This is a genomic window from Candidatus Avedoeria danica (assembly GCA_016703025.1).
GTDB classification, from domain to species: Bacteria; Chloroflexota; Anaerolineae; order Epilineales; family Epilineaceae; genus Avedoeria; species Avedoeria danica.
Genome location: JADJCV010000004.1, coordinates 2,505,072 through 2,528,533, shown reverse-complemented (window position 1 = coordinate 2,528,533; position 23,462 = coordinate 2,505,072). Strand labels below are relative to the sequence as shown.

13 protein-coding genes are annotated in these 23,462 nt (G+C 72.2%); 4 read left to right on the top strand and 9 right to left on the bottom strand.

The genetic code is table 11. The features are described 5' to 3' along the window. Positions 1–10: 10 nt before the first annotated feature. The 6 genes from IPG72_13075 to IPG72_13050 all read right to left on the bottom strand — a co-directional run bounded on the left by IPG72_13075 (position 11) and on the right by IPG72_13050 (position 6,145). Positions 11–466 (bottom strand): hypothetical protein, encoded by a 456-nt coding sequence (locus IPG72_13075; protein ID MBK6769915.1) that lies wholly within the window; start codon positions 464–466, stop codon positions 11–13. Between the two features lie 56 nt (positions 467–522). After that, positions 523–1,344: a class I SAM-dependent methyltransferase gene (locus IPG72_13070; GenBank protein ID MBK6769914.1), complete on the bottom strand. Its 822-nt coding sequence runs from the start codon at positions 1,342–1,344 to the stop codon at positions 523–525. 47 nt (positions 1,345–1,391) lie between these two features. Next, on the bottom strand, positions 1,392–2,555 hold the full coding sequence (locus IPG72_13065) for an ATP-binding protein (protein ID MBK6769913.1): 1,164 nt from the start codon (positions 2,553–2,555) through the stop codon (positions 1,392–1,394). A 290-nt stretch (positions 2,556–2,845) separates the two neighbouring features. Beyond that, positions 2,846–3,247, bottom strand: a complete 402-nt coding sequence (locus IPG72_13060) for a DUF2251 domain-containing protein (GenBank protein ID MBK6769912.1) — start codon at positions 3,245–3,247, stop codon at positions 2,846–2,848. A gap of 22 nt (positions 3,248–3,269) precedes the next feature. Further along, the gene (locus tag IPG72_13055) at positions 3,270–5,345 is read right to left on the bottom strand and encodes an elongation factor G (protein MBK6769911.1); all 2,076 of its coding nucleotides are present in this window, start codon (positions 5,343–5,345) and stop codon (positions 3,270–3,272) included. Between the two features lie 179 nt (positions 5,346–5,524). Further along, a complete protein-coding gene (locus IPG72_13050) occupies positions 5,525–6,145 on the bottom strand; it encodes a hypothetical protein (protein MBK6769910.1) in 621 nt (206 codons plus the stop codon). Between the two features lie 42 nt (positions 6,146–6,187). Here IPG72_13050 and IPG72_13045 point away from each other — a divergent pair, with 42 nt between their 5' ends. Further along, positions 6,188–7,303 (top strand): threonylcarbamoyl-AMP synthase, encoded by a 1,116-nt coding sequence (locus IPG72_13045; GenBank protein MBK6769909.1) that lies wholly within the window; start codon positions 6,188–6,190, stop codon positions 7,301–7,303. Between the two features lie 199 nt (positions 7,304–7,502). Here IPG72_13045 and IPG72_13040 read toward each other — a convergent pair whose 3' ends face one another. Further along, entirely contained in the window at positions 7,503–8,963 is a 1,461-nt protein-coding gene (locus IPG72_13040; protein ID MBK6769908.1) for a trypsin-like peptidase domain-containing protein, read from the bottom strand. A 105-nt stretch (positions 8,964–9,068) separates the two neighbouring features. On the opposite strand from IPG72_13040, the gene IPG72_13035 reads away from it, so the two are divergent. Further along, positions 9,069–9,455: a hypothetical protein gene (locus tag IPG72_13035; GenBank protein MBK6769907.1), complete on the top strand. Its 387-nt coding sequence runs from the start codon at positions 9,069–9,071 to the stop codon at positions 9,453–9,455. Positions 9,456–9,520: 65 nt separating this feature from the next. Continuing rightward, entirely contained in the window at positions 9,521–15,889 is a 6,369-nt protein-coding gene (locus IPG72_13030; GenBank protein MBK6769906.1) for a hypothetical protein, read from the top strand. A 199-nt stretch (positions 15,890–16,088) separates the two neighbouring features. On the opposite strand, the gene IPG72_13025 is transcribed toward IPG72_13030, so the two are convergent. Next, entirely contained in the window at positions 16,089–18,140 is a 2,052-nt protein-coding gene (locus IPG72_13025; GenBank protein ID MBK6769905.1) for a PD40 domain-containing protein, read from the bottom strand. A gap of 183 nt (positions 18,141–18,323) precedes the next feature. Continuing rightward, positions 18,324–21,200 carry a hypothetical protein gene (locus tag IPG72_13020; GenBank protein MBK6769904.1) on the bottom strand — a complete coding sequence of 959 codons (2,877 nt, stop codon included), beginning with the start codon at positions 21,198–21,200 and terminating at the stop codon, positions 18,324–18,326. Between the two features lie 511 nt (positions 21,201–21,711). Between IPG72_13020 and IPG72_13015 the strand changes: the two genes are divergently transcribed. Next, the gene (locus IPG72_13015) at positions 21,712–23,418 is read left to right on the top strand and encodes a hypothetical protein (GenBank protein MBK6769903.1); all 1,707 of its coding nucleotides are present in this window, start codon (positions 21,712–21,714) and stop codon (positions 23,416–23,418) included. Positions 23,419–23,462 lie beyond the last annotated feature (44 nt).

Here is a 23,462-nt window from a genome sequence, read left to right as displayed (position 1 = left end):
TCTGAGTCCGCTACTTAACGGCAGTCGTCCGAACGATGAGCCGGCCACACCCCTCGGTTGCCAGAGGAACCTCGGCCAGGTCGATCGCAGCGGCGATCAGCGCCTCAACGTCCGGATCCGCCAACGTGCCGGACGCCTCCACCCGGATGAAGCGGACTTGCTTGCCCGATCCCATCAGCAGCTTCTTCGGGTCGGGCAACTGAGGTCCATGCATGAGGTACAGCCGCACGCCGTCGACGCGCGCAGCGATGGAGGCGATTCCATCCGTGGGACGCTCCGTCGGCGAATAGCCGATGACGAAGTGGCTCTTGTAGTCGTACAACAGCTCGTTGGCGGTCGGCAGCCGCTTGCGCACAGCGGCACGGACGGCGCGGATGAGCGTCTGGTCCTTGGGATCGAACTTCTCGATCAGGGATCGAAGCTGGGCCTCCGGTGTGTCCTTCGTATCAGCGGAGCTGACGGCCATCCTACCCTCCATCTTGCCCGAGGTCATGACTCCCGCCATCGCAGCGTCACGAACCGTTACTGCCGCGGCTTGGCGGATGTCCGGGCCGCCCCGTCCGCCAGAGACCTCCGTTCGGCCACGACCAGCCGATACCCGATGTCCAGCTCGTCCACCCCAAGTACATCCCGGTGCCGCTCCTCCCACACCCCGGACGCCAGATCACCGCGCAGGCGCTCCAAGCCCGCCTCGGTCCCCAGGCTCGCGAACGACGAGATCCCGGCCCGCACCGCCGGGTCGAGGTACGCCGCGGGCCGCGCCCAGTACGCGCCGAGGAAGCCGTCGACGCAGTCACGTGGGACCGGTACGGCCTCGACCTCGACACGCACGCCGGCGCCGAACGCCTCGGCGTACGCCGCTATGGGCGGGAAGACCCGCCGGTCCGCCGCCGCGAACTGCGGCAGGTAGTCGCGCGTGAGCCAGAAGCCGCCGGCCTCCGGGTCGAACGTGAGTAGCACGACGCGCTCGCGCGCCACGCGCGCGCACTCGGCGAGCCCGGCCGCACGATCCGTCCAGTGGTGGAGCGTGAGGACGGCCAGCACGGCGTCGAAGGCCCGGTCCGGGAACGGCAGCGCCTCGGCGCGGGCGCGCACGGCCGGGGCGGTGCCGGGCGGGCGCTGGGCGAGCATGACGGTCGATGGTTCGACCGCGACGACGGGGCGGTCGGTGGGCTCGTAGGAGCCCGTTCCGGCGCCGACGTTGAGGACCGAGCGGGCGCCGGCGAGGGCGGCCGTCAGGCGGGCGCCGATGCGGGGGTCGGGGCGGCGGTGGTGGGCGTAGGTGCGGCCGATGGTGTCGTAGAGGGGGGTGGCGGCATGGGGCCAAAGGCTCGGTGGCGGCACTTCGGTGCGGCTCGATTCCCCGCTTACGCCGCTGGGCGCGTCGGCGTTCACCCGAATTCCTCCTCAAAGAGCCGCCCCGGCCGGGCGAGCGTCGCCAGCGGTACGGCCTCCACTCGGTCCGCCAGGGAATACCGCCGGTCCCCGGGATACACTACGGCCACACGATCTAGCCCTAAGTCCTCCAAGGCGATCCGGATGGACGGCGTCATGCGCGGCGCGTCGATGCGCTTGCACTCGACGCCGAACAGCATACCCCGGCATCGGAGCAACAGGTCGATCTCGGCGCCTTGGTGGGTCGCCCAGAACGCCGCCTCCGTGTGGGGCTCGGTGGCCAGCACCTGCTCGATGGCGAAGCCCTCCCACGAGGCCCCCAGCTTGGGGTGGTGCAGCAGTGCGCCGTGGTCCTCGATGCCGAGGAGCTCGTGGAGCAGCCCCGAGTCCCGCACGTAGACCTTGGGGGACTTGACTTGCCGCTTGCGCAGGTTCGCATGCCACGGCTGCAGTTGGCGGAGGACCATCGCGTCGGTCAGCACATCTAGGTACCGGCGCACCGTGGGCTCGCTCACGCCGAGGGCACGCGCTGGATCGGCGTTGTTCCACACCTGGCCATGGTAGTGCGCCACCATCGTCCAGAAGCGGCGCATTGCGGTGGCCGGGACCCGCACTCCCCACTGCGACAGGTCGCGCTCGACCAGGGTATCGATGAAGGCGCGCCGCCAGAGGACGGAGCCGTTCTCGTTCGGCGCAAGCAGAGCCTCCGGGAAGCCGCCGCGCTGCCAGAGGTCGTTGGAGATCCCGGGGTCGATCTCGTCGAGCGTGAAGCCCCCCATGCGCACGTGCTCCACGCGGCCAGCGAGGCTCTCGGAGCTCTGATGCAGCAGCTCTCCCGACGCGCTCCCGAGGATGAGGAAGCGCGCCGGCAGCGGACGCCGATCCGCGAGCACGCGCAGCAGGGGGAAAAGGTCCGGAGCCCGTTGCACCTCGTCGATGACCACGAGACCGCTGAGCCGCTCGAGCGCCGTCATCGGTTCCTCGAACAGGGCACGTGTACGCGGATCTTCCAAGTCGAAGTACGTGGGCGCCGTCGGATCGAGGAACTGCCGCGCGAGCGTGGTCTTCCCGCACTGCCGCGGCCCGGTCAATACCACGACCGGCCGGCGCTCGAGCGCGGCTCGTAGGGTGCTTAGCAGGCGGGGACGATCCAGGATCATGAGGGAAGTGTACCATGAAAAGCTAACGCGACCCGTTAGATCTTCATGGACGAGGGCTGGTCGGCGCCGTACGCGTGACCAGATAGCCCTCGCCGCCTGTGCCCGAAGCCGCTCGTCTGCCAATGCCGGTCAGCGGCACTCCAGAGCATGCCTCGGTGTCGGGCGCCGAAATCCATCGCGAATCGTACAATCGTTTAGACGATTCGCGTTCGAATCGTCAGCCGTCGAACACTGACCCGCAGCTCTTGTCTCTGAGCCGCTGATTCACCAGGACGAGCGCGCGAATCGAATCAGCGGAACAGATCCAGCGCAGCGTCGTCCCATGCCACCCCATTGGCCGACCACGCCTCGCTCGGCGGCGGGAACTCGGTCCGGCAGTACGATCGCCGGGCGGCGAAGTCGATGACCGCGTGCGGGAAGCGGTTGACGATGAGCGCCGTCTTCAGGCCGTCCGCCGACCACACGATCTGGACCACCGATGGCGTCGCCCGGTCGGTGACCTGCGCGACGTTGTAGATGTGGCGCGCGTCCACGACCGGCTGGTCCTCAAGGGTGAAGTCCAGCCCGTAGAAGTACCCCGTGTCGCCGTCGTCCTCGAACACCGCCCCGTAGTGCGTGCTCGGTGCCGGCGCCTCGACGACGACAGGTACACCTACGGTGATCGACACCTCCGCAACGACGGCTGACGGCACGCGACCCTCCGCCCGCTCCCCCTCAATCGTCGTGGTGCACCAGATCCTTGCTGCGCTCGGCGATCACAAGCTCGGCCGCGCCATGCGGCATCCGGGCGTAGTGGGCGAACGCGGCGGTGAAGTAGCCGCGGCCCTGCGTCATGGACCGAAGGTCCGTCGCGTAGCGTTGGATCTCGGCGAGCGGCACCTGGGCATTGACGACGGCCTTGTTGCCGATCTGCTCGGTTCCCTGGACCATGCCGCGGCGCGTGTTCATGTCGGACAGGATGTCGCCCATCTGGGCGGACGGGACGACGACCGAGACGTCGAACACGGGCTCCAACAGGACGGGGCCGGCGTCGCGGACGGCGGCTTTGAAGGCCTCGCGGCCGGCGATCTGGAAGGCGATGTCCTTCGAGTCGACCGGGTGCTCCTTGCCATCGAAGACGATCGCCTTGACGTCGACGACCGGGCAGGCGGCGATGACGCCGAGCGGGAGCACCTGGCGGATGCCCTTCTCGATGGACGGGATGAACGAGTGCGAGATCGACCCGCCGACGATCTGACTGGCGTAACTGAAGCCGGCGCCCTGTTCGGCCGGCTCGACGCGCAGGTGGACCTCGGCGAACTGACCGGCGCCGCCCGTCTGCTTCTTGTGGCGGTACTGCGCGGAGGCGGTGCGCGTGATCGTCTCCATGTAGGGCACCTTGGGGACGGTCGTCGTCACCTTGACGCCGAACTTGTCCTTCAGCTGCCGCACCGCGACGTCGATGTGCGCCTCGCCCATCCCGGAGAGCGTCAGCTCGTGCGTGTGCGCGTTCACCTCGGTCCGATAGGTGGGGTCCTCCTCGACCAGCCGCTGGAGCGACGGGCCGATCTTGCCGCCGTCGGCTTGCGACTCGGGGTGGAGTGCCACGGCGTACAACGGCTGCGGCAGCGAAATGGCGGGCAGCGTGACCGCGCCGTCCTTGTCCGTCAGCGTATCGAACGTGTGCGTGTGGTGCAGCTTGGCCACCGCCCCGACATCGCCCGCCACCAGCCGCCCGACGGTCATCTGCTCTTTGCCGCGCACGACGTACAGCGGGCCGATCCGCTCCTCCTCGCCCTGGTTCGCGTTCCAGAGCTTGGAATCCGCCGTGAGCGTGCCCGAGACCACGCGCAGGTACTGCAGCTTGCCGACGTACGGGTCGGCCATCGTCTTGAACACCCGCACCGCCAGCGGCCCGGACCCGTCGGCCGTCAGCTCGACCGGCTTGCCGGCGCGCTCGGCCGCCACCGGGCGCGCGTCGACGGGCGACGGTGCGGCGGTGATGATCTGATGCAGCAACGCATGGATGCCGATCCCGCTGTCCGCCGCCGCGAAGTACACCGGCACGTACTTGCCCGCCTTGGCGCCCTCCTGCAGTCCGTGGCGGATCTCGTCCGGCGTCAGGGTCTCGCCGTCCAGGAACTTCATGATCAGCGCATCGTCCCCCTCGGCCGCCGCCTCGACGAGCTGCTCGCGCAGGTCGTCCGCCTCGGCGAGGACATCGGGCGGCGCGTCGCCGGCCTTGCCCTCGGCGCCCATGCTGGCCGTCTTGCTGATCAGCCGGTAGACGCCGTTGAACGTCGCCGACTGGCCGATCGGCACCTGGAGCGGCACGAAGCGTGCGTCGGGGAAGCTCTCCCGCAGCTGGCCGAGGACGGCCTTCCAGTTCGCGTTGTCGCGGTCCATCTTGTTCAGGACGACCGCCTTCGCCAGCCCGAGCTCGTCCGCCATCTGCCACGCCAACTCCGTGCCGACCTCGACGCCGGCGACGGCATCGACGACGAGCAGCGCCGTCTCGGCGGCCGTGAGCGCGCTCTTCACGTTGCCGACGAGGTCGGCGTAACCGGGCGTGTCGAGGAAGTTCAGCTTGTGGCCCTCGTACTCGACCGGGATGACGCTCGACGAGATCGAGATCCCGCGGCGATGCTCCTCGGCGTCGAAGTCCGACACCGTGTTGCCCTCTTCGGGCCGGCCCATCCGGGTCGTGACCTTCGTCAGGTACAAAAACGCCTCGGTGAGTTGCGTCTTGCCCGCGCCGCTGTGCCCCACCAAGGCGATGTTGCGAATCTTGTCCGCGCTGTACTCTTTCATACGGGACCGCTGACCTCCTGGCAGGTACGTCGGGGGTTCCGTCCGTCATGCGCCGATCGCGACGCGCGCGGACCGGGCAAACGGTACGCGGCGCGGACGGGGGTTGAACGACGGGCGCAAGTATAGAACGGGTGCGATGGGCGCGCGAACGCCCGTTTGCCGGCGCGGCACCGTCCGATTCAGGGGGTGTCGGCGGTCACCGTCGCCGGCGGCGCAGTGGCCAGGCGGTCGCGCACCGTCGCCGCCGCCAGCTCGACGATCGGCGGCGCGCCCGTGCCGAGGGCGCCGACGAACACGACCGCGCCCGTCATCCGAAACGACAGCGCCTCGACGCCCGGCCCGCGCCAGCGCCTGACGTCGTCCGCTCCGTCCAGCGCCCACGGCTCGCTCTCCAGCCCGAACGCGCTCGACAGCGATGCGACGGCGCCGCTGCGCACGAGCGACTCCGCGTCGGCCGCCTCGTCGTACAGCAAGGTCACCTGGAAGACCTCGGCTGAACCGTCCGCCGATCGAAAGGCCGCCACGTGTCGGTCATCCGGCGCGGCGACGCCCGGCAGCGCCCTCGCCGCCGAAAAGACGCGCCCAAAATCGACCGGACCGGCGCTCGGCACCCAGCGGCCCGCCGCCGCGAGATCCTCGGCGTTCAGCGCGTACACCCCGGCGCGGGCGCCGTACCGTCCCTCGTCGCCACCGGACGACAGCGCGATGACGAGCGCCAAGAGGCCGATGCCGCCCGCGAGCACATACGGCCAGCGGCGCGGGCGGTCGGGGGTGGGTCCGGTGAGCGGCATGCTGTTCATCGGCGCCGATTATATCGTGGCGGCGCGCCGTACAATGGGCGCATGCCCCGCTGCATCGTCGTCGACGCCGCCCACCCCGACCCCGCCGCCATCGCCGTGGCCGCGCGGATCCTCCGTGCCGGCGGCCTCGTCGCGTTTCCGACCGAAACCGTCTACGGCCTGGGTGCGAACGCGCTGGATGCCGACGCCGTCGGGCGGATCTTCATCGCCAAGGGCCGTCCCGCCGACGATCCGCTCATCGTCCACGTCCTCGACGCCGCGGGCGCCAGCGATCGCTCCCTGGCGGCCGCATGGCCGCCCATCGCGGCGCGCCTGACCGATGCGTTCTGGCCGGGCCCGCTCACCGTCGTCGTCCCCCGCGGCCCCGCCATCCCGCCGATCGTCACCGCGGGCCTGCCCATGGTCGCCTTGCGCGCCCCGGCCCACCCCGTCGCGCGCGCCCTGCTGGCCGCTGCCGGCGTGCCGATCGCCGCGCCGAGCGCGAACCCGTTCGGCCGCACGAGCCCGACGACCGCCGCCCACGTGATCGCCGGCCTAGGCGACCGCGTCGACCTCGTCCTCGACGGCGGTCCGTGCACGATCGGCGTCGAGTCGACCGTCGTCGACTGCACGACCGACCCGATCCGCGTGCTCCGCCCGGGCGGCATCCCGATCGAGGCGATCCGAGCTATCGCGCCCGACGCCATCGCGCCCGACGCCATCGCACCGGACGGCATCGCACCGGGCACCGTCCCGGCTGCCGCCGCCGCCTCGCCGTCCCCGGGCACGCAGCTGCGCCACTACGCGCCGCGTGCCCGCCTCGTCCTCGTGACCGGCAACGATGGCGACATCGTCGCGACGATCCGCGCCGCCGCCGTCCGGCTGGCCGCCGCCGGCAAGCGCGTCGGCCTGCTCGTCGCGGCGGGCGACGAAGTGCCTGTGGACGCCGAGCGAATCGTCGCGGTGTGCCTCGCCCCGCTCGACGACCCGTCGCTGGCCGCCCACCGGCTATTCGCCGCGCTCCACGCCCTCGACGCGCAGGATGTCGACGTGATCCTGGCCCGCGACTGGCCCGCCCGCGACCTCGGCCTCGCACTGCAAGACCGGTTGCGGCGGGCGGCGCAAGGTGGAACCGTCCTCGCCGACGGCACCGCGGCGCCCGTCATGGCACGCTCCTAACCGGACCTGGACTGCGCCATTCCCAACCGCAAAAGGCTTGTTGACCGCCTCCGACGATCCCAATCCGTTCCGATGCGGGGGGTCCAGGGGGGCGCTGCGCCCCCTGGCCGAGGGTGCAGGGGGGCCGGCGCCCCCCTGCGAAATGCACGAACCCAGCGGCCGCGCCGAGCCGTACCCCAAACGGCGGCCCAGCACCTACCTACGGCTGCTGCAGCTGCTGCCGCGGCATCCCCGCATCCTGCGGCCGCTCCCCCGGCGTCACCTGCACGCTCACGCGCTCGCCGCCCCGGAGTACCGTCAGCTCGAGCGTCTGACCCGGCGATGCCTCCGTCGCCACGTACGTCAGGAGATCGTCGAAGTCCGAGAGCGGTTCGCCCTCCACCGCGATGACGAGATCCCCCCCACCGTCCGCCTGCGCCGCGCGAAGCGACAGGTCCACGTTGCACGGCACGTCGCCTTCCAGCGCCCCGTCCGACGGACCGCCGCAGATCGTCTGGAGGATGTAGGCGCCCTTCGTGTCCTCCGGATACCGGTTCGCGGCCACGACATCGTCCGTCACCCCGCGGCCCTGCACGCCGAGGAACGGCCACCGATAGCGCCCGTCCTCGATCAACGCCGGCGCCACGCGCGCCACGATCGACGCCGGGATCGCGAAGCCGACGCCCGCGTTCACCGGCGCCGTCTCGGACGCGGGCCGGATCTGGGCGTTCACGCCGATCACCTCGCCGCGCATGTTCAGCAGCGGCCCGCCCGAGTTGCCCGGGTTGATCGGCGCGTCCGTCTGGATCGCCTGCGGGATCCCGTACCGCGATGCGCTGGACGTGTCCGGGATCAGCCGGCCCAACGCGCTGATGATCCCCGCCGTCATCGTGTTCGCCAATCCGAACGGGTTGCCGATCGCCACGACGCTCTCGCCGACCCGCAGCGTGTCGAAATCCCGCAGGAGCGGCAGGCTCCGGACGTTGTCCGGCACGTCGTCGACCTCGATCACCGCGAGGTCGCTGTACGCATCGCCGCCCACCACCCGGCCCGTCCGCGTCGTCCCGTCGAAGAACACGACGCCGACCGTCTCGGACTGGCCGGCCACGTGGAAGTTCGTGACCACGTGCGACCCGTCGATCAGGAAGCCCGAACCCTCACCGGCCGCCTGGTCCGCCTGGAACTGCGCCGCCATGCCGATCTGGATGCTCACCACGCCCGGGTTCGCCGCCTCGAACAGCGCCGGGAGGTCGTTGCGGCCGCCCAGCCCCGACTGCGCCGCCGGCAGCGGCAGCGCGCGGAGCACCGGCGGCGCCTCCTTCGTCGCGATCGCGTCATCGAGGCGCCGCGACTCCGCCGCCGACAGTGCCTGGGATCCCCGGCGGGCGTTCCGCGCGGGCGATTCGACGTCGTTGCCCGCGGCCTGGCCCGACGAACGTGACTGCGCCCTGTCCGGCACGCCGGCCCGTGCCTCCGCCCGCGCTTCCGTCGTTGCGTCGTCGGCCGCCAGGTCGTCGCGCAGCGCCGCGGCCTCACCCGTCGTCCCGCCGCGCACCAGCCGCCCGGCGGCCAGATCCGGATTGCGCAGCACGATCGCCCCGCCCACGAACACGGCGCAGCCGACGATGGCCAACGCCAGCGCGCCGCAGCCGTACATCAAAGCCTTCTCTGCTCGACTCATGTTCGACCTTCCTTGATCGTTATACGTCACATCCCGGCCGCCGTTCGGGTATATAGTCCGTTGTCCGAACGGGCTCGATTATAGGCTGCGGAAGGTGAGCAGACCGTGAGCGTTGATCCGTCCGGAAACGAATCGAAGCGCCGCGGATGGCCGTTCGCCGTGCTCCAGATCGGCCGCTGGGCAGCGATCGGGCTGGCCGTTGCGGCTGCCTGGCAGCTGGCGCGGCTGCCGCGCACCTTCGACAGCTTCGCCCTGCGCCTGCTCGCGGTCTCCGGCGGGATGGTCGTCTACGCGTGGTTCCGTGAGCCGACGTCGCTGGCGGTCGTCGGACGGCCGCTCCTGCTGCCCGGCGATCACTCGGCCTCCGTGCAGCGAGCCGCGCTCCGCAAGGAAATCGAGCGCGCCGCGAACGAGCCGCCGTTGACGCTCTATCGCCTGATCGCCGCCCTTCTCCTGGCCGCCGTCGCCATCGCGCTCCTTGCCTGGACGTAAGTCACCCGCGCCCGACCGCCCCCTGCCTGAGCCCGTCCACCCCCTGCCCGATCGGAGTCCCGACGATGCCCAAGCTCGCCCTCGCCACCGCGACGCTCACCGCCCTCACCCTCCTCCTCCTGGCCCCCGCCGCCTGCCGCCGCACCCCGACGCCCCCCGCCACCGAGCCGGCGCCGACGTCGAGCGCGGGCGGCTCGTCGCCCGGCGGCGGCAAGCTCCTCTCCCCCGAGCCCACCCCCGGCGTTCGCCTGCGCCTCGGCGACGCCGACCCCGCCGCCGTGGGCGGCAACGTCGACGCCGGTCCACCCGTTCTCGCCGGCGAGCCCCTCGACGACGCCACCATCGCCCGCCACCTCGACCGCCTCCCGCCCCTGGCCGCCGACGCCGCCACGACGACGACGTTCGCCGTCCGCGCCGGCCCGCAGCCGCCGGCGATCCCGGGCGACACGATCCCGGTCGCCTTCCCGTCCGCCGGCGACAGCGCGGCCCCGCCGCCCGACGCGGCTTCGTCGACAGCGCCGCTGGCCGTGGAGCGCGTCCAGCCCGAGGGCGATGTCCCCATCGCCTCCCAGGTGGCCGTTACGTTCAACCGCCCGTTCGTCGACCTGACCGGCAACCGTGACTTGGACGCCGTCGCGTCGCCCGTCCAGCTCAGCCCGCAGCCGGCGGGCAAGTGGCGCTGGGTCGGCACGCAGACCGTCCTCTTCGAACCCGAGGGCGGCCACATGCCGATGGCCACGGAATACACCGCGGTGATCGAGGCCGGGACGAAGGCCAGCGACGGCTCGTCGCTGTTGACCGGCAAGACGTGGACGTTCACGACCCCGCCGCCGCGGGTCGTCTCGGTCTCGCCGTATGCGTCCGACGCCTCGTCCAGTCCCGAGGAACGGAACTCGCCGATCGAGCGCCGGCCGGTCTTCGTCCTCGTGTTCGACCAGGCCGTCGACGCAGCGCTCGTCGTGCCGAAGATTGCCCTCAAGGCCGCTGGGCGCACCGCAGGACTGCGGCTGGCGACCGCCGATGAGGTCGAGGCCGACGAGGCCGCCCGCACGGCCAGCGCCCAGGCGACGGCCGGCCGCTGGGTGGCCGTTCGGCCGACCGACGAGCTCCCGCTCGGCGCCGCGATCGACCTGCTCGTCGCCGCCGGCGTGCCGGCCGTCGAAGGCCCGCTGACGAGCACGACCGCCATGGCCTATCACTTCTGGGTCTACGACGCCCTCGCCGCCACGCGCCTGTGGTGCGACGGCCAGCGCGGCGACGGCGACCCCGTGAAGGGCGGCCGCGGCACGACGGAGGGCTGCGAGCCGTTCGGCGGTTGGCAGATCAGCTTCAACAACCCGCTCGACCAAGCGGCGCTCGACCCGGCCACGGTCACCGTCGACCCCGCCGTTCCCGGCCTCGTCGTCCAATCCTGGGGCGACACGATCAGCCTGCGGGGCGTCACAAAGGGCCGGACGACCTACACCGTCCGCGTTCCCGCCGGCCTGAAGGACACGTTCGGCCAGTCGTTGGCCGCCGAAGTCGTCGCGACGTTCAAGACCGGCACGGCGGCGCCGGCGCTCGCTGGTCCGGGCGACCGGATCGTCACGCTCGACCCGGCCGGCCCGAAGGCGCTCGTCGTGGCGGCCATGAACCAGGAAGAGATCGGCGTCCAGCTCTACAAGGTCCGGCCGGAACAGCTCGTCGCGTTCAACGCGATCTTCGACAGCGGCGCGCCCAATGCCGCGCGCCAGGTCCGCGAGGCGCTCGGCGTGCCGATCGTCGACATGAAGGTCGAGCCCAAGGCCGAGCCGGACACGATCGCCGATGTGCCGATCGACCTGACGAAGGCGCTCGACGACGGGCTCGGACACGTCGTGGCCGTCGTCTCGCCGTCCGCGTCGCTCGTCGACAAGCTGCGGCCGGGCGAGGACTGGCGCAACCGGCCGATCGTCCGCTGGGTCCAGGTCACCGAGCTGGCGGTCGACGCGTTCCGCGACGGCGAGAAGGAGCTGGTGTGGGTGACGCGGCTGGCCGACGGCAAGCCCGTCGCCGGCGCCGCCGTCCGGCACAACCTCGTCGGCGACGGGACGACCGGCGCCGACGGTCTGGCCCGCCTGACCCTCGTGCCTGGCGCCAACGCCGCCGCGCGCGAGGGCGTGCCGCAGCCGATCCTGGCCACGCGCGGCGCGGACAGCGCGTTCACGATGGACGGCGGCTACGGCTGGTACCAAGGCGAAGGCCCCGGCGCCGAGCTGCGCTTCTTCACGTTCGACGACCGCGGCTTGTACCGCCCCGGCGAGACCGTCCACGTCAAGGGCTACGTCCGCCGCGTCGGCCTCGGACTCGGCGGCGACGTCGAGGGCCTCGGCGCAGGCGGGCCGACGTCCGTCAACTGGGTGCTGACGAGCATGTGGGGCGGCAACGAACTCGGCAAGGGGAGCTGGACGGTGAACGCCTTCGGTGCGTTCGACGGCGCGATCCCGCTGCCGGCCGACGCGCCGATCGGCGACGCCCAGCTGCAGCTCGAGGCGCGCGGCGGCGACGTGACGGGCAGCGCCGGCCTCTCGTTCGGCATCGCCGAGTTCCGCCGCCCGGAGTTCACCGTCGCCGTCGAAGCCGAGACCGCCGTCCACACCGTCGGCGACACGAGCGTCGTCGCCGCCGCGGCCGACTACTACAGCGGCGGCCACCTGCCCGGCGCCGCCGTCACGTGGCACGCCACGGCCCGCCGGACGAGCTACAGCCCGCCCGGCTGGGACGGCTTCACGTTCGGCGAGTGGACGCCGTGGTGGTGGGGCGGCGGCTACGGCGGCGGGGGCGACATCGCCTTCGCCAGGGGCGGCGGCGGATGGCCGGGGACGCCGACGACCGACGTGAATTGGACGGGCCGAACGGACGAGTCCGGCCAGCACCGGCTGGCCGTCGACGTCGAGAGCGTCGTGCCCGTCGCGCCGGCCAGCGTCGACCTCGAGGCGACGGTGCAGGACGTGAACCGGCAGACCGTCACCGGCCGGACGTCGCTCCTCGTCCACCCGGCCGCCGACTACGTCGGCCTGAGGGGCGCGGGCTACGTCGTCGAGCCCAAGAAGCCGTGGACCGTCGACGTGATCGTCACGGACATCGACGGCGCCGCCGTCGCCGGCCGCGCGGCCGGCGTGAAGGCGCTGCGCGTGACGACGGCCCAGCGCGCGGGCAAGGTCGTCGAGGAGACGACCGAGGTCGGGGCGTGCGACGTCGTCTCGGCCGCCGAACCCGTGCCGTGCGCGTTGACCTTCGATGCCGGCGGCACGTACCGCGTCGTCGCCGAGATCACGGACGACCGCGGCCGGCTGAACCGCACCGCCCTGACCCTTTGGGTCAGCGGCGCCGACCAGTACCCCGACCTGTCGGGCCGCCAGCAGGGCGTGGCCGAGGAGACCGTCGAGCTGATCCCGGACAAGGCCGAGTACGAAGGCGGCGAGCGGGCGACGATCCTCGTCAACGCGCCGTTCGTGCCCGCCGAGGCGCTGATCACGGTGCGCCGCAGCGGCATCGTTTCGAGCGAGCGCCGCACGCTGGAGACGGCGTCGACGACGATCGAGGTGCCGATCGGCGAGGGGGATGTGCCGAATGTGACGGTGGCGGTGGATTTGGTGGGGGCGGCGGAGCGGGGGGATGTCGCCGACGAGGCCCTCTCCCCCCGACCCCCTCCCCCAAGTCTGGGGGAGGGGGAGGATGCTGGGCGGGGGGGAGGGACGTTACGGCCGGCGTATGCGTCTGGGGCGATCGATCTTCGCGTGTCGACCCGAATGCGGACGCTGAACGTTGATATCGTCCCCGCCGCCGCCCAGGTCCGCCCCGGCGCGGCCGTCAGCGTCACCGTCGCCGTCACCGACGCGGCCGGCGCGGGCGTGCCGGATGCCGAGGTGACGCTCGTCGTCGTCGACGAGGCGGTGCTGGCGCTCACGCAGCACGAGATCGGCGATCCCGTGGCGGCGTTCTACGGTGCGCGGGATGCGGGTGTGATCGTCCAGAAGGGGCGCGGCTACGTCGTGCTGGCGACGGCGGAGCAGATCGAGGCGGCGTCCAGCCGCGCCGATGAAGGCCTGTCCGGGGCTGACGCTGCCCAATACAATTCGATCGAATCGGCCGACGCCGACATGTCGGCGGCCGCGATGAAGATGGCCGCCCCGATGGCCGCCGACGGCCGCGGCGGGGGCGGGCCCGGCGGTGAGCCGCCCGTCGTCGAGCGGATGAACCTCGATGCCCTGGCCGCCTTCGTCCCCGCCGCCCGCACCGGGGCCGACGGCCGCGTGGACGTCGACGTCCGGCTGCCGGACAGCGTGACGCGGTACCGGATCTGGGCCGTCGTCACGGACGGCGGGCAGCGGTTCGGCAAGGGCGAGGCGAACGTGACGGCGCAGCTGCCGCTCGTCGTCCGCCCCTCCGCGCCGCGCTTCCTGAACTTCGGCGACGTGTTCGAGCTGCCGATCGTCGTCCAAAACCCGGGCAACACGGATCGCACCGTCGACGTCGTCGTCCGCGGCGCCAACCTGGACTTCACCGGGCCGGCGGGCGTCCGCGTCGACGTGCCCGCGGGCGACCGCGTCGAGGTGCGGTTCCCGGCGAAGGCGGTCATGGCGGGGACGGCGGTGTTCCAGGCCGCGGCGCTGGCCGTCGACGACGTGACGGTGGCCGACGCGCAGCGGATCACGCTGCCCGTCTGGACGCCGACGACGACCGAGGCGTTCGCGACGTACGGCACGATCGACGGGGGTGCCGCGGGCGGTGCGTCCGCGCAGACCGTCGCGCGGCCGTCCGGCGCGATCCCGTCGTACGGCGGCCTGTCCGTGACGGCGTCGTCGACGGCGCTCGGCAACCTGACGGACGCCGTGCTCTACCTGAACGCGTACCCGTACGACTGCACCGAGCAGATCGCCTCGCGTCTCCTCGCCAACGTCGCCCTCATCGACGTCCTGGACGCGTTCAACGCCCCCGGCCTGCCGTCGCGCGCGGAGGCCGAGGCGCGGATCGAGGCCGATATCGCCGAGCTCGTCCAGCGGCAGCGGGGCGACGGCGGGTTCGGCTACTGGTCGTCGTCGGGCGACCGGACCGAGGTCTGGGGAAGCATCCACGCGATCCACGCCCTCGTCCGCGCCCGCGCCAAGGACTACGCCGTCGACGCCGACGCGGCGAAGCGGGCGCTCGACTTCCTGCGGGACATTCGGAGTCACTTCGACGCTCGCCCCTTCCCGTGGAGCGAGGACGCCAAGCGGGCGGCCGAGGCCCACGCGCTCAGCGTCCGTGCCGTGGCCGGCCAGGTCGACGGAGCACGGGCCGTGACGCTGTTCGCGGAGGCGGGCGAGGGCGCGCCGGTGGACGTGATGGGCTGGCTGCTCGGCGTGATCGCCGCCGACGAGGCGACGAAGGGCGGCGAGGCGCAGGCCGAGATCGTCCGCCGCCTGATGAACCGCGTCAATGAGACGGCGGCCGGGGCGCAGTTCACGGTCGGCTACGACGAAGAGGGCGCGAACCTGATTCTGGCCAGCGACCGCCGCGCGGACGCCATCGTCCTCGATGCCCTCATGACCGCGCAGCCGGACAGCGACCTCATCCTGAAGGTCGCCCGCGGCCTGCTGGACAGCCGCGAGCGCGGGCGATGGGGCAACACGCAGGACAACGCCTTCGTGCTGCTCGCCCTCGACCGCTACTTCCGGACGTACGAGGCCGACGAGCCCGACTTCACCGCCCGCGTCTGGCTGGGCGACGCCTTCGCCGGCGAGGCACGCTTCCAGGGCCGCTCGGCCGACCGGCAGCAGATCGACGTCCCGCTCGCCCAGGTTCCCGAGGAGCAGACGCGCCTTACCGTGGGCAAGGACGGCCCCGGCCGTCTCTACTACCGCCTCGGCCTGCAGTACGCCCCCGACCCGCACGTCGACTGCGCTGGCGCCGACTGCCCGGCGCTCGCCCCGCCGCCGGACAGCCGGGGCTTCACGGTGGAGCGGACCTACGAGGCCGTCGACGATCCCGGCGATGTCCGGCGGACGGCCGACGGCGGCTGGACCGTCAAGGCCGGCGCCCGCGTCCGCATCCGCCTGACGCTCGTCGCGCCGGCGCGGCGCTACCAGGTCGCCCTCATCGACCCCCTCCCGGCCGGCTTCGAGGCCGAGAACCCGGACCTGGCGACGTCCGCTTCGCCGCCGCCGGACACGGGCGACGGCGACGGCGTGATCCCGTTCGACGCGCCGTGGCGGTGGTGGGGCTGGTGGTGGTACGACCACTCCGGCTTCCGCGACGATCGGGCCGAAGTCTTTGCGTCGTGGCTGGAGGGCGGCGTCTACCGCTACACGTACATCGCCCGCGCGACGACGCCGGGGACGTTCATCGCCCCGCCGCCGAAGGCGGAGGAGATGTACCACCCGGAGGTGTTCGGGCGGGGGGCGCCGGAGCGGGTGCGGGTCGTGGACAAGTAGGCCAGGCGCGTCCGGTGCGTCGCGTCCCGATTCGCCGCGCATGGGCCGATGTCATCGCACCTTCGCGCCACCGATCGGTTGGGGCGGGTCTCAGACCAATCCGGCGTGAAGCCGCCGTGAGGTCAGGTTCTCGAGAGCGCAACGACGAAACAACGGCTTCAGCCGTTGATGCCTTTGACCGCCGAGGACCGGATACCCGTTACCCCTCCCCCCGCCACCCCGCCGGGAACCCCTGCCGCGCCAGCCGGCTCAGCGGGATCGACAGCGCCTCGAGTCGGTCGGGGCCGAAAGCGTCGGCGAGGTCGTCGTCCGCGTAGACCTGGCGGGCGGCTTCGAACCAGCGCATGCCGTCGCGTCGCTCGTAGTGCCAATATTCGATGGCGGCCCACTCCGACCGCCAGTCGAAGGTGCTGCGGGCGTTGGCGTTGATCCGGCGCCAGCCCTTTTGGGCGGCGAGGGCGGTGAAGTCGACCCAGTAGCCGTCCGGAACGGTGTTCGCGCGCACGCCGCCGTCGGCCTCGTGCGTCTCGTCGCCGCCGCCTGCCGAGAACGCCCAGCCGGGGACGGTGAGCGGTGTGCCGACGGAGCCGTCCTGCGCGTCGGTGCGGAGGTACATCCGCCACTGCGGGCCGCCGCCACCGTTGTCCTCGCGCACGAGGACCATGTCCCGCCGACCGCCCGGGCCGCGGAACTCCATCTGCGTGTCGAACGCCCGACCGGTCTTGTGCCAGCTGAAGTAGGCCGAGGCCGAGCTGAAGAAGCCGACCGGCCGCCACATGTCCGACAGCGTGCCGAGGAAGTCGGCGCCCGTGGCGGCGCGCACCTCGGCGCGCAGCGCGGCGAAGTCGTCGAAGAGCGCGGCGTTGATCCGCGGGCCGGAGACGCGAACGTCCGGCACGTCGGCCAAGCCGGGGCGTTCGGCGGCGATCGGAGCGGCATTGCGGGCGCCTTCGCCGGCAGGCGAGGCACCGGCGGAAAGCGACCCGGAAGGGCGCGCCCCAGGATCGTTGGCGCCCAGGGGCAGCGCAAGCGTCGGGAGCGCGGCATCGGGCGTCGCCGGCGACCACGCCACCGCGGCCGCGCCCGCGGACAGGAGTACGGGATCCCCGGGCAGGTTGGCGACATCGTCGCGGCCGAAGCGGGCACGGTTGCGGAACACCACGCTGCGCCCGCCGCGGTCGGCCGTGAGCACGGCGACGGCCTGTCCCCCGGCCGCCCAACCGAAGCCCGCGGCCTGCGGCGCGAGCGTCGTCGGCTGCTGTGCCAGCGGCGCCCCGTCGGCGTCCACGGATAGGACGTCGAGCCGCATCGCCCCGTGCCGGCCGGCCAGGTAAGCGATCGCGCTTCCATCCGGGGACCATGCCGGTGCGCGCAGGTCATCGGGCAGCTTCGCCGGACGGTGCCACGATGCGCCGCGACCCGCCGTGTCGTCCGCCCCATCCCCTGTCGAGTCTCCCGCCGAGTCCCCCGCCGTGTCGGCGGCCGGGTCGACGACGACGCGCCGTTCGCCGCCGCCCGCCGGCACGGCTTCGATGCGGTACGACCCGTCGTGCCACGCGGCGAACGCGATCGTCGCGCCGTCCGGTGACCACGCGGGCTCGATGGCGGGGGCGTCGCCATGGGTGAGGCGAAGCGCGGCACCGGGCAGGGATTCGAGTGGGGTGGGTTCGAGCGGGGTGGACTCGAGTGGCGCAGATTCGAGTGGCATGGCATCGGTGCTCGGAACGTCCAGCCGGTAGACGTCGAAGTTCCCGTCGCGGTAGGACGTGAAGGCCAGCGCCCGGCCATCGGGCGACCAAGCCGGGTCGGCATCGTACGCCACATCATCGGTCAGGCGGTCGACGCGTCCGCCGGCGAGCGTCAGCGCGAACACGTCCCAGCGGCCGTCGCGACGGGCCGCGAACGCGAGGCGCGTGCCGTCCGGCGCACTGCTGATCCGGCCGATCGCCTCGAACCCGTCGGCGACGATCCGCGGTGCGCCGCCGTCCGTGCCGAGCGCGCCATCGCTGTCGAACAACGCGATCACCGGCCCGTCGGGGCCGGCGACGACCGCGGCCACCGCGCTGCCGGCCCACGGCGGGGGCACCGTCGGCGAGGCGATGGCTTGTGCGACGCCTTGCCGCCCGACGTCGCCCGGGTCGTCCGGCGCATCGCCCACGCGCTCGGCGCGCAGCCACGCCAGCGCGGCGGCGGCGGCGAGCGCGGTGAGGGCGACGGTGCGGGCGGCACGAGGACGGTCAGGGGCCATCATGGGGAACAACGATAGTCGTTCCGGATGAGGTGCGCATGAACAGCGATCGGCCGAGGCATGCATCGCGCGATGCCCGCCCCGGATGTCATGCCGCCGCTGTCCGATCCATCCCCCGCGTAGGGGCGACGCGAACGCGTCGCCCGCCGGCGGCGGCATCACATCCGGGCGGGCATCAGGAGCGGGTCAGTTCCTCGGCACCCAACCCAGCGCGGTTCCGGCCGCCATCCCGAACCGTCCGCCCATCGTGCGCATGCGCGCGTGGCCCGTCTTCGGCAGGCCGAGTCGCCCGTTGCCGACCGTCAGCGTCGTCGTGGTCGAGCACTGGAGGTCGATCGGGTCGGGCAGCCGCGTGGTCAGCGACCAGCCGCCGGCGGCGTGCCCGACCTCGTGGACGCTGACGCGGGCGGGGTAGTCGAAGCAGATCGTCCACTCGCCCGAGGCGTCCGTGCTGCGGCGGTGGTGGCGCGGCAGCTCGGGAACCGGGCGCTGCTCCACGATCTCGAACGCGATGCCCTCGAGCGGAGGCTCGCCGTCGCCGAGGCGGTTCACGTCCGGGAACAGCTTGGCCGCTGCCTGGCGCTCGGCCGCGCTCACGACGCGGTCGCGTTGGCCGTCGCCGTCGAGGTCGTAGAACTTGAACAGGCGCAGGCAGGCCGACGGGCCGTCCGGGCAGCCGGTCCGTTCGGGTGGTGGGGGCGGCTCGTCCGTCGGCCCGGGACCGCCGGGCGTGCGGGTCGGCCGCGGCGTGTTCGTCGGCCGGGGGGTGCGCGTCGGGGCAGGCGTGGAAGACGGGCGGACGGTGCGGGTCGGCGGCGGTGTCTCGGTGGGCTTGCGCGTGCGCGTCGGCTCGGGCGTGTCGGTCGGCGTGGCGGTCGGCTTGGGCGTCTGGCTTGGTCGCGGCGTGGCCGACGGCACGGGCGTGTTGGACGGCCGCGGCGTGGCGGACGGCACGGGCGTGTTGCTCGGCACGGGCGTGTCGGATGGGATCGGTGTGGCCGACGGCACGGGCGTGTTGGACGGCCGCGGCGTGTTGGAGGGGATCGGCGTCGCGCTCGGCACCGGCGTGTCGGGCGGGAGCGGCGTGATCGTCGGCGGCGGGGTCGGGGACGGCCGCGGCGTATTGGAGGGGATCGGCGTGTTGCTTGGCACCGGCGTGTTCGACGGGACGGGCGTATTGCTCGGCACCGGCGTGTTCGATGGGCGCGGTGTCGACGACGGGATGGGCGTGTCGCTCGGCACCGGCGTGTTCGACGGGCGCGGTGTGTTGGATGGGATCGGCGTGGATGAGGGCAAGGGTGTGTTCGACGGCACCGGCGTGTTGGACGGGACGGGCGTGCTGCTCGGCACGGATGTGTTCGACGGCGTGGGCGTGATCGTCGGCGGGCGGGTGGGCGTCGGGGTGTCGGATGGGACCGGCGTGTCCGACGGCCGCGGCGTCGACGAGGGGGTGAACGTCGGTGTCCGGGTCGGCGACGGCGTGTCGCTCGGACGCGGCGTGGCCGTGGGGGTGTCGGGCGTCGGCGTCGCTTGCTGCGCGCAGAACACGAGCTCGATGTTGTCGATGTAGACCTCGACGCCGACCGTCGTGTCCACCTTGAGGCGCAGCTTGTGGCGGCCCGTGCGGTTGCCCGGCGCCACGACGACGGACCGCGATTGCCATGCGCCGGGGGCGATGAACGCCGGCCCGTCGACGGCGGCCGAGCTGGCGACGAGGAGGTTCGTCGCGTCGCTGAAGTCGGCCGTCAGCCTGAACGACGCGGTGGCCGCGTTGCCGCGCACCACGCGCCAGTAGACGTCGGCCTTCAACGTTGCGGCAGCCGGCGCGTTGGCCGCGAAGGCGATCTCGTTGGATGCCTCGCCGTGGCCGGTGGCGCCGACCGGGCCCTGGACGTCGAACATCATCTGGCCGAGCGTCCCGTTGGCCGTCGTGCCGAGGTTGCCCAGGACGCGGCGGGCGTTCTGCAGATCGGTCCAGAACGGGATGACGCGCGCCACGGGGTTGTACTGCTCGAAGTCGCCGTTGCGGCCGCTCGTCGTCGCGCCGTCGCTGTGGGTGCGGTTGGGCGCCGGGTGGATCGCGCAGCTCGGGGGCGGCGGGGGCGGCGGGGTTGGCTCGCGGCGACAGCTGGCGTAGAAGAACTTGACCTGGCTGTAGCGGCCTTTGCCCTTGCGCCCGCCGCCGCTGCCGCGATCGTAGTCGTCCTGGTCGACGAATACCGTGGCCGGCGAGTTCGGGCAGAGCCGATAGCACGGCGGCTCCTCGGTGAACATGACCACGCGATAGGGCGGCGGGTGGCACAGCGAGAGCACGACACGGATGTCCTGGCCGGCCTGGCTGCCGTCCCGGCTGATGTCGAAGCGGTCGATGAAACGGTCGACGAGCTGTTGGCCGTCCGACGTCGATGTGATGATGATCCGCAGCGGGGCGATCGGGCAGGCTGCGGCTTGATAGCGGTCGTTGTCGCGGAAGAAGCCGTCACAGCCCGGGCATGCGAAGCCGATCGGCCCCTTGCCGACGGAGTCCGGGAATGCCCACACCGCCAGCTGCCAGTTGTCGAAGCACGGCGTCGGGCCGACGGTGGGGGTAAGGGATGGGATCGGCGTGATCGTGGGCGTCTCGCCGGGGCGCAGCGTGCGCGTCGGCGTCGGGGCGATGACGGTCCGCGTGGCCGTCGACGCCGTCGTCGGCGTCGGGGTCTGCGTGGCGGTGGCGAGCGTGCCGGTCGGCGAAGGGGTCGGTGTCGGCGGCGTGCCGGTGACGGTGCTCGACGGCGTCGGGCTCGGCGGCTCGGTCGGCGACGGCGTTGCGCTGGGCGGGGGCGGCGTGTCCGTCCCCATCTTGGGCGTGTTCGTCGGCGGCGGCGTGAACTGCCCGGTTGGGATCGGCGGGATCGTCGCCGAGAGCGCGATCGTCGGCAGCGGCGTCGCGGTCGCGCCCTGCCCGGTGGGCGGAACGATACCCGAGGCCGTCAGCTGGCCGACGAGAATCACGGCGGCAGCCAACCAAAGCCCGACGGTGAGAACGAGCGCCCGATGATCGCGGCGCCAAAGGCCCTTCATATCGTCGCGTCTACTCGCAGGTGGGCGCGTCGAGGCGACGACGCGCGTGGGGGTGGTGCATGCTGGCATGCACCGTCATATCAGGCCAGTAGGCTGCGGGTGGGGACGCGCTACGCATCGCCCATTCTCCAACATCGGCCCGCGATCGGCAAGTCGTCCCTATGTCCGCATGATGTCCGCATGCCGGCCCGACACCCGAAAGTCGAGTGCTACGACGTGCTAGCATTGCCCAAGGTTGCGGCCGTGCCGGCGCGGTTTGCCGAAGCCGGCGTTGCAGGCGGGCGTAACGGTCGCCCCCCCCTCACGCGTCTGGATACCCGCCGCCGGCACGTGTTCCTCACCATCGGCGCGCGGCGGCGGGCCGAACGCCCCAACGCCGACGGCTCGTGCACATCCGTCCGACAGTCCCATTCACCCGACAGTTCCAATTCGTCCGACAGTCCCAATCGCCCGACAATCTTAGCGGCGTCGACTTTGACGTTACATTAAGATTAAGAGCCCTGAGGTCTTGATGCCCAACCCATCCCGCCCGTTCCGCCCGCTGCCGCAGGTGCCGCGCCCCGCCGGTGCGATCCGGACGAAGGTGCTCCTCGGCGTGCCGCACATTGCCCTGCCCCTCGCCGCGGTGTTTGCAGCGTGCATCGCGCTCGTACTGATGCTGGCCGCACCCGCCGTCCAGCCGCTTGCCCTCGCGCAGGCGCCGGCGCCGACCGCCTCCCCGACGCTGCCGACGTGGTCGCCCGCCGGCACGTGGCGCGCCGTGCACAGCCCCAAGGTGAAGCCGCTCTTCCAGGCCGCGACGACGCCGCAGGGCCTGAACGCCGTCCACGGCGTCGAGCGGCCGGGCGGCGGGTACTTCGCCATGGCGGTCGGCGACAAGTGCGCGATCGCCAAGTACGAAGGCGTGGGCACCGCCTGGACGCGCGACCGGAGCTTCGAGGCCCAGTGCGACGGCACGCACGTCGTCGACCTGCGCGACGTCTTCATCCGCGCCCCGGACGACATCTGGGTCACCGCACGCTACACCGGCGGCGGCGGGCTCGAGCGCGACTGCGTGATCAAGACGCCGGCCGACCGCGACGACGTCGACTTCGACGAGGGCTGCGGGCTGATGGCCCATTGGAACGGCACGGCGTGGCGGGTGCAGAGCAACCTCGACATGAAGATCAACCGCCTGGCGCCGCCGATCAACGCGTTGAACATGGTCTACGACGAGCCGACGGCCAAGTGGTATGGCTGGGCCGTCGGCAACGACGCCGCGTTCGACAACCTGAAGGGCCTCATCCTGGAGTTCATCGACGGGCCGAACGGCGGCAAGTGGCAGGTGACGAGCGCACCGAACAACAACGCCGTTGACCTGCGCGACATCTACGTCCTCAACAAGGACGAGGCGTGGGCGATCGGCGAGCACGGTGCCGAGGCTTGGTTCTTCCGCACTGAGGGCAGCTCGGCCGACTGGTCGCGGCGCGGCCTCTCGGGGCCGGACCACCTCTATGCGCTCGACATGGTCGATCAGTTGTACGGCTGGGACGGCGGCCAGCGCGGCCGGATGAATCACTACGACGGCAACTGCCACGACACGAACCCCGAGACGGCGTGCTGGTTCGACAACAAGGCCTACCCGGTCCGATCGGCGAGCGGTCAGCCCGTGACCTCGATGGAGATCCGCGGCATCGACCTCGTTTCCCGCGGCGTCGGCTGGCTGGTCGGCACGAAGGTCGACAGCAGCTCGATGATCGCCCACCTCCTGGACGACCATTGGATCCCGGTCGGCGTCGTCGACGACCCGGATGAGAACTTGAACGCCGTGTTCATGCGCAATGTCGACGAGGGCTGGGCCGTCGGGGCGAAGGGCGTCATCCTGGACTACCGTGCGGACGCGCCGACGCCGTCCCCGTCCCCCACGCCGCGGCCGCCGAGCGCGACTCTCCCCGCGACGCAGACCTCGACCGCTTCCCCGACGCCGACGACCGGCCCTTCCGCCACGCCCCCCGCCACGCCCTCCGCCACCGACGACCGACCGACCCCTTCGCCGACCGCTGCCACGCAGATCCCGTCCGGCGAGCCGACGACGCCGGCGCCGACCGCGGCGCCGAGCGACACGCCCGCCACGCCGGCGACACGGACGGCCACGGCGACGCCGCCGGCGGACCCCTCGTCGGGACCGGGGGGGACGATCTATCTGCCGTACGCACGGCGGTTCGTGACGCGGCGGTAACTGCCGCGGAGATCGTTCCGCCCCGCAGCGCCGGGAGGGGTGCC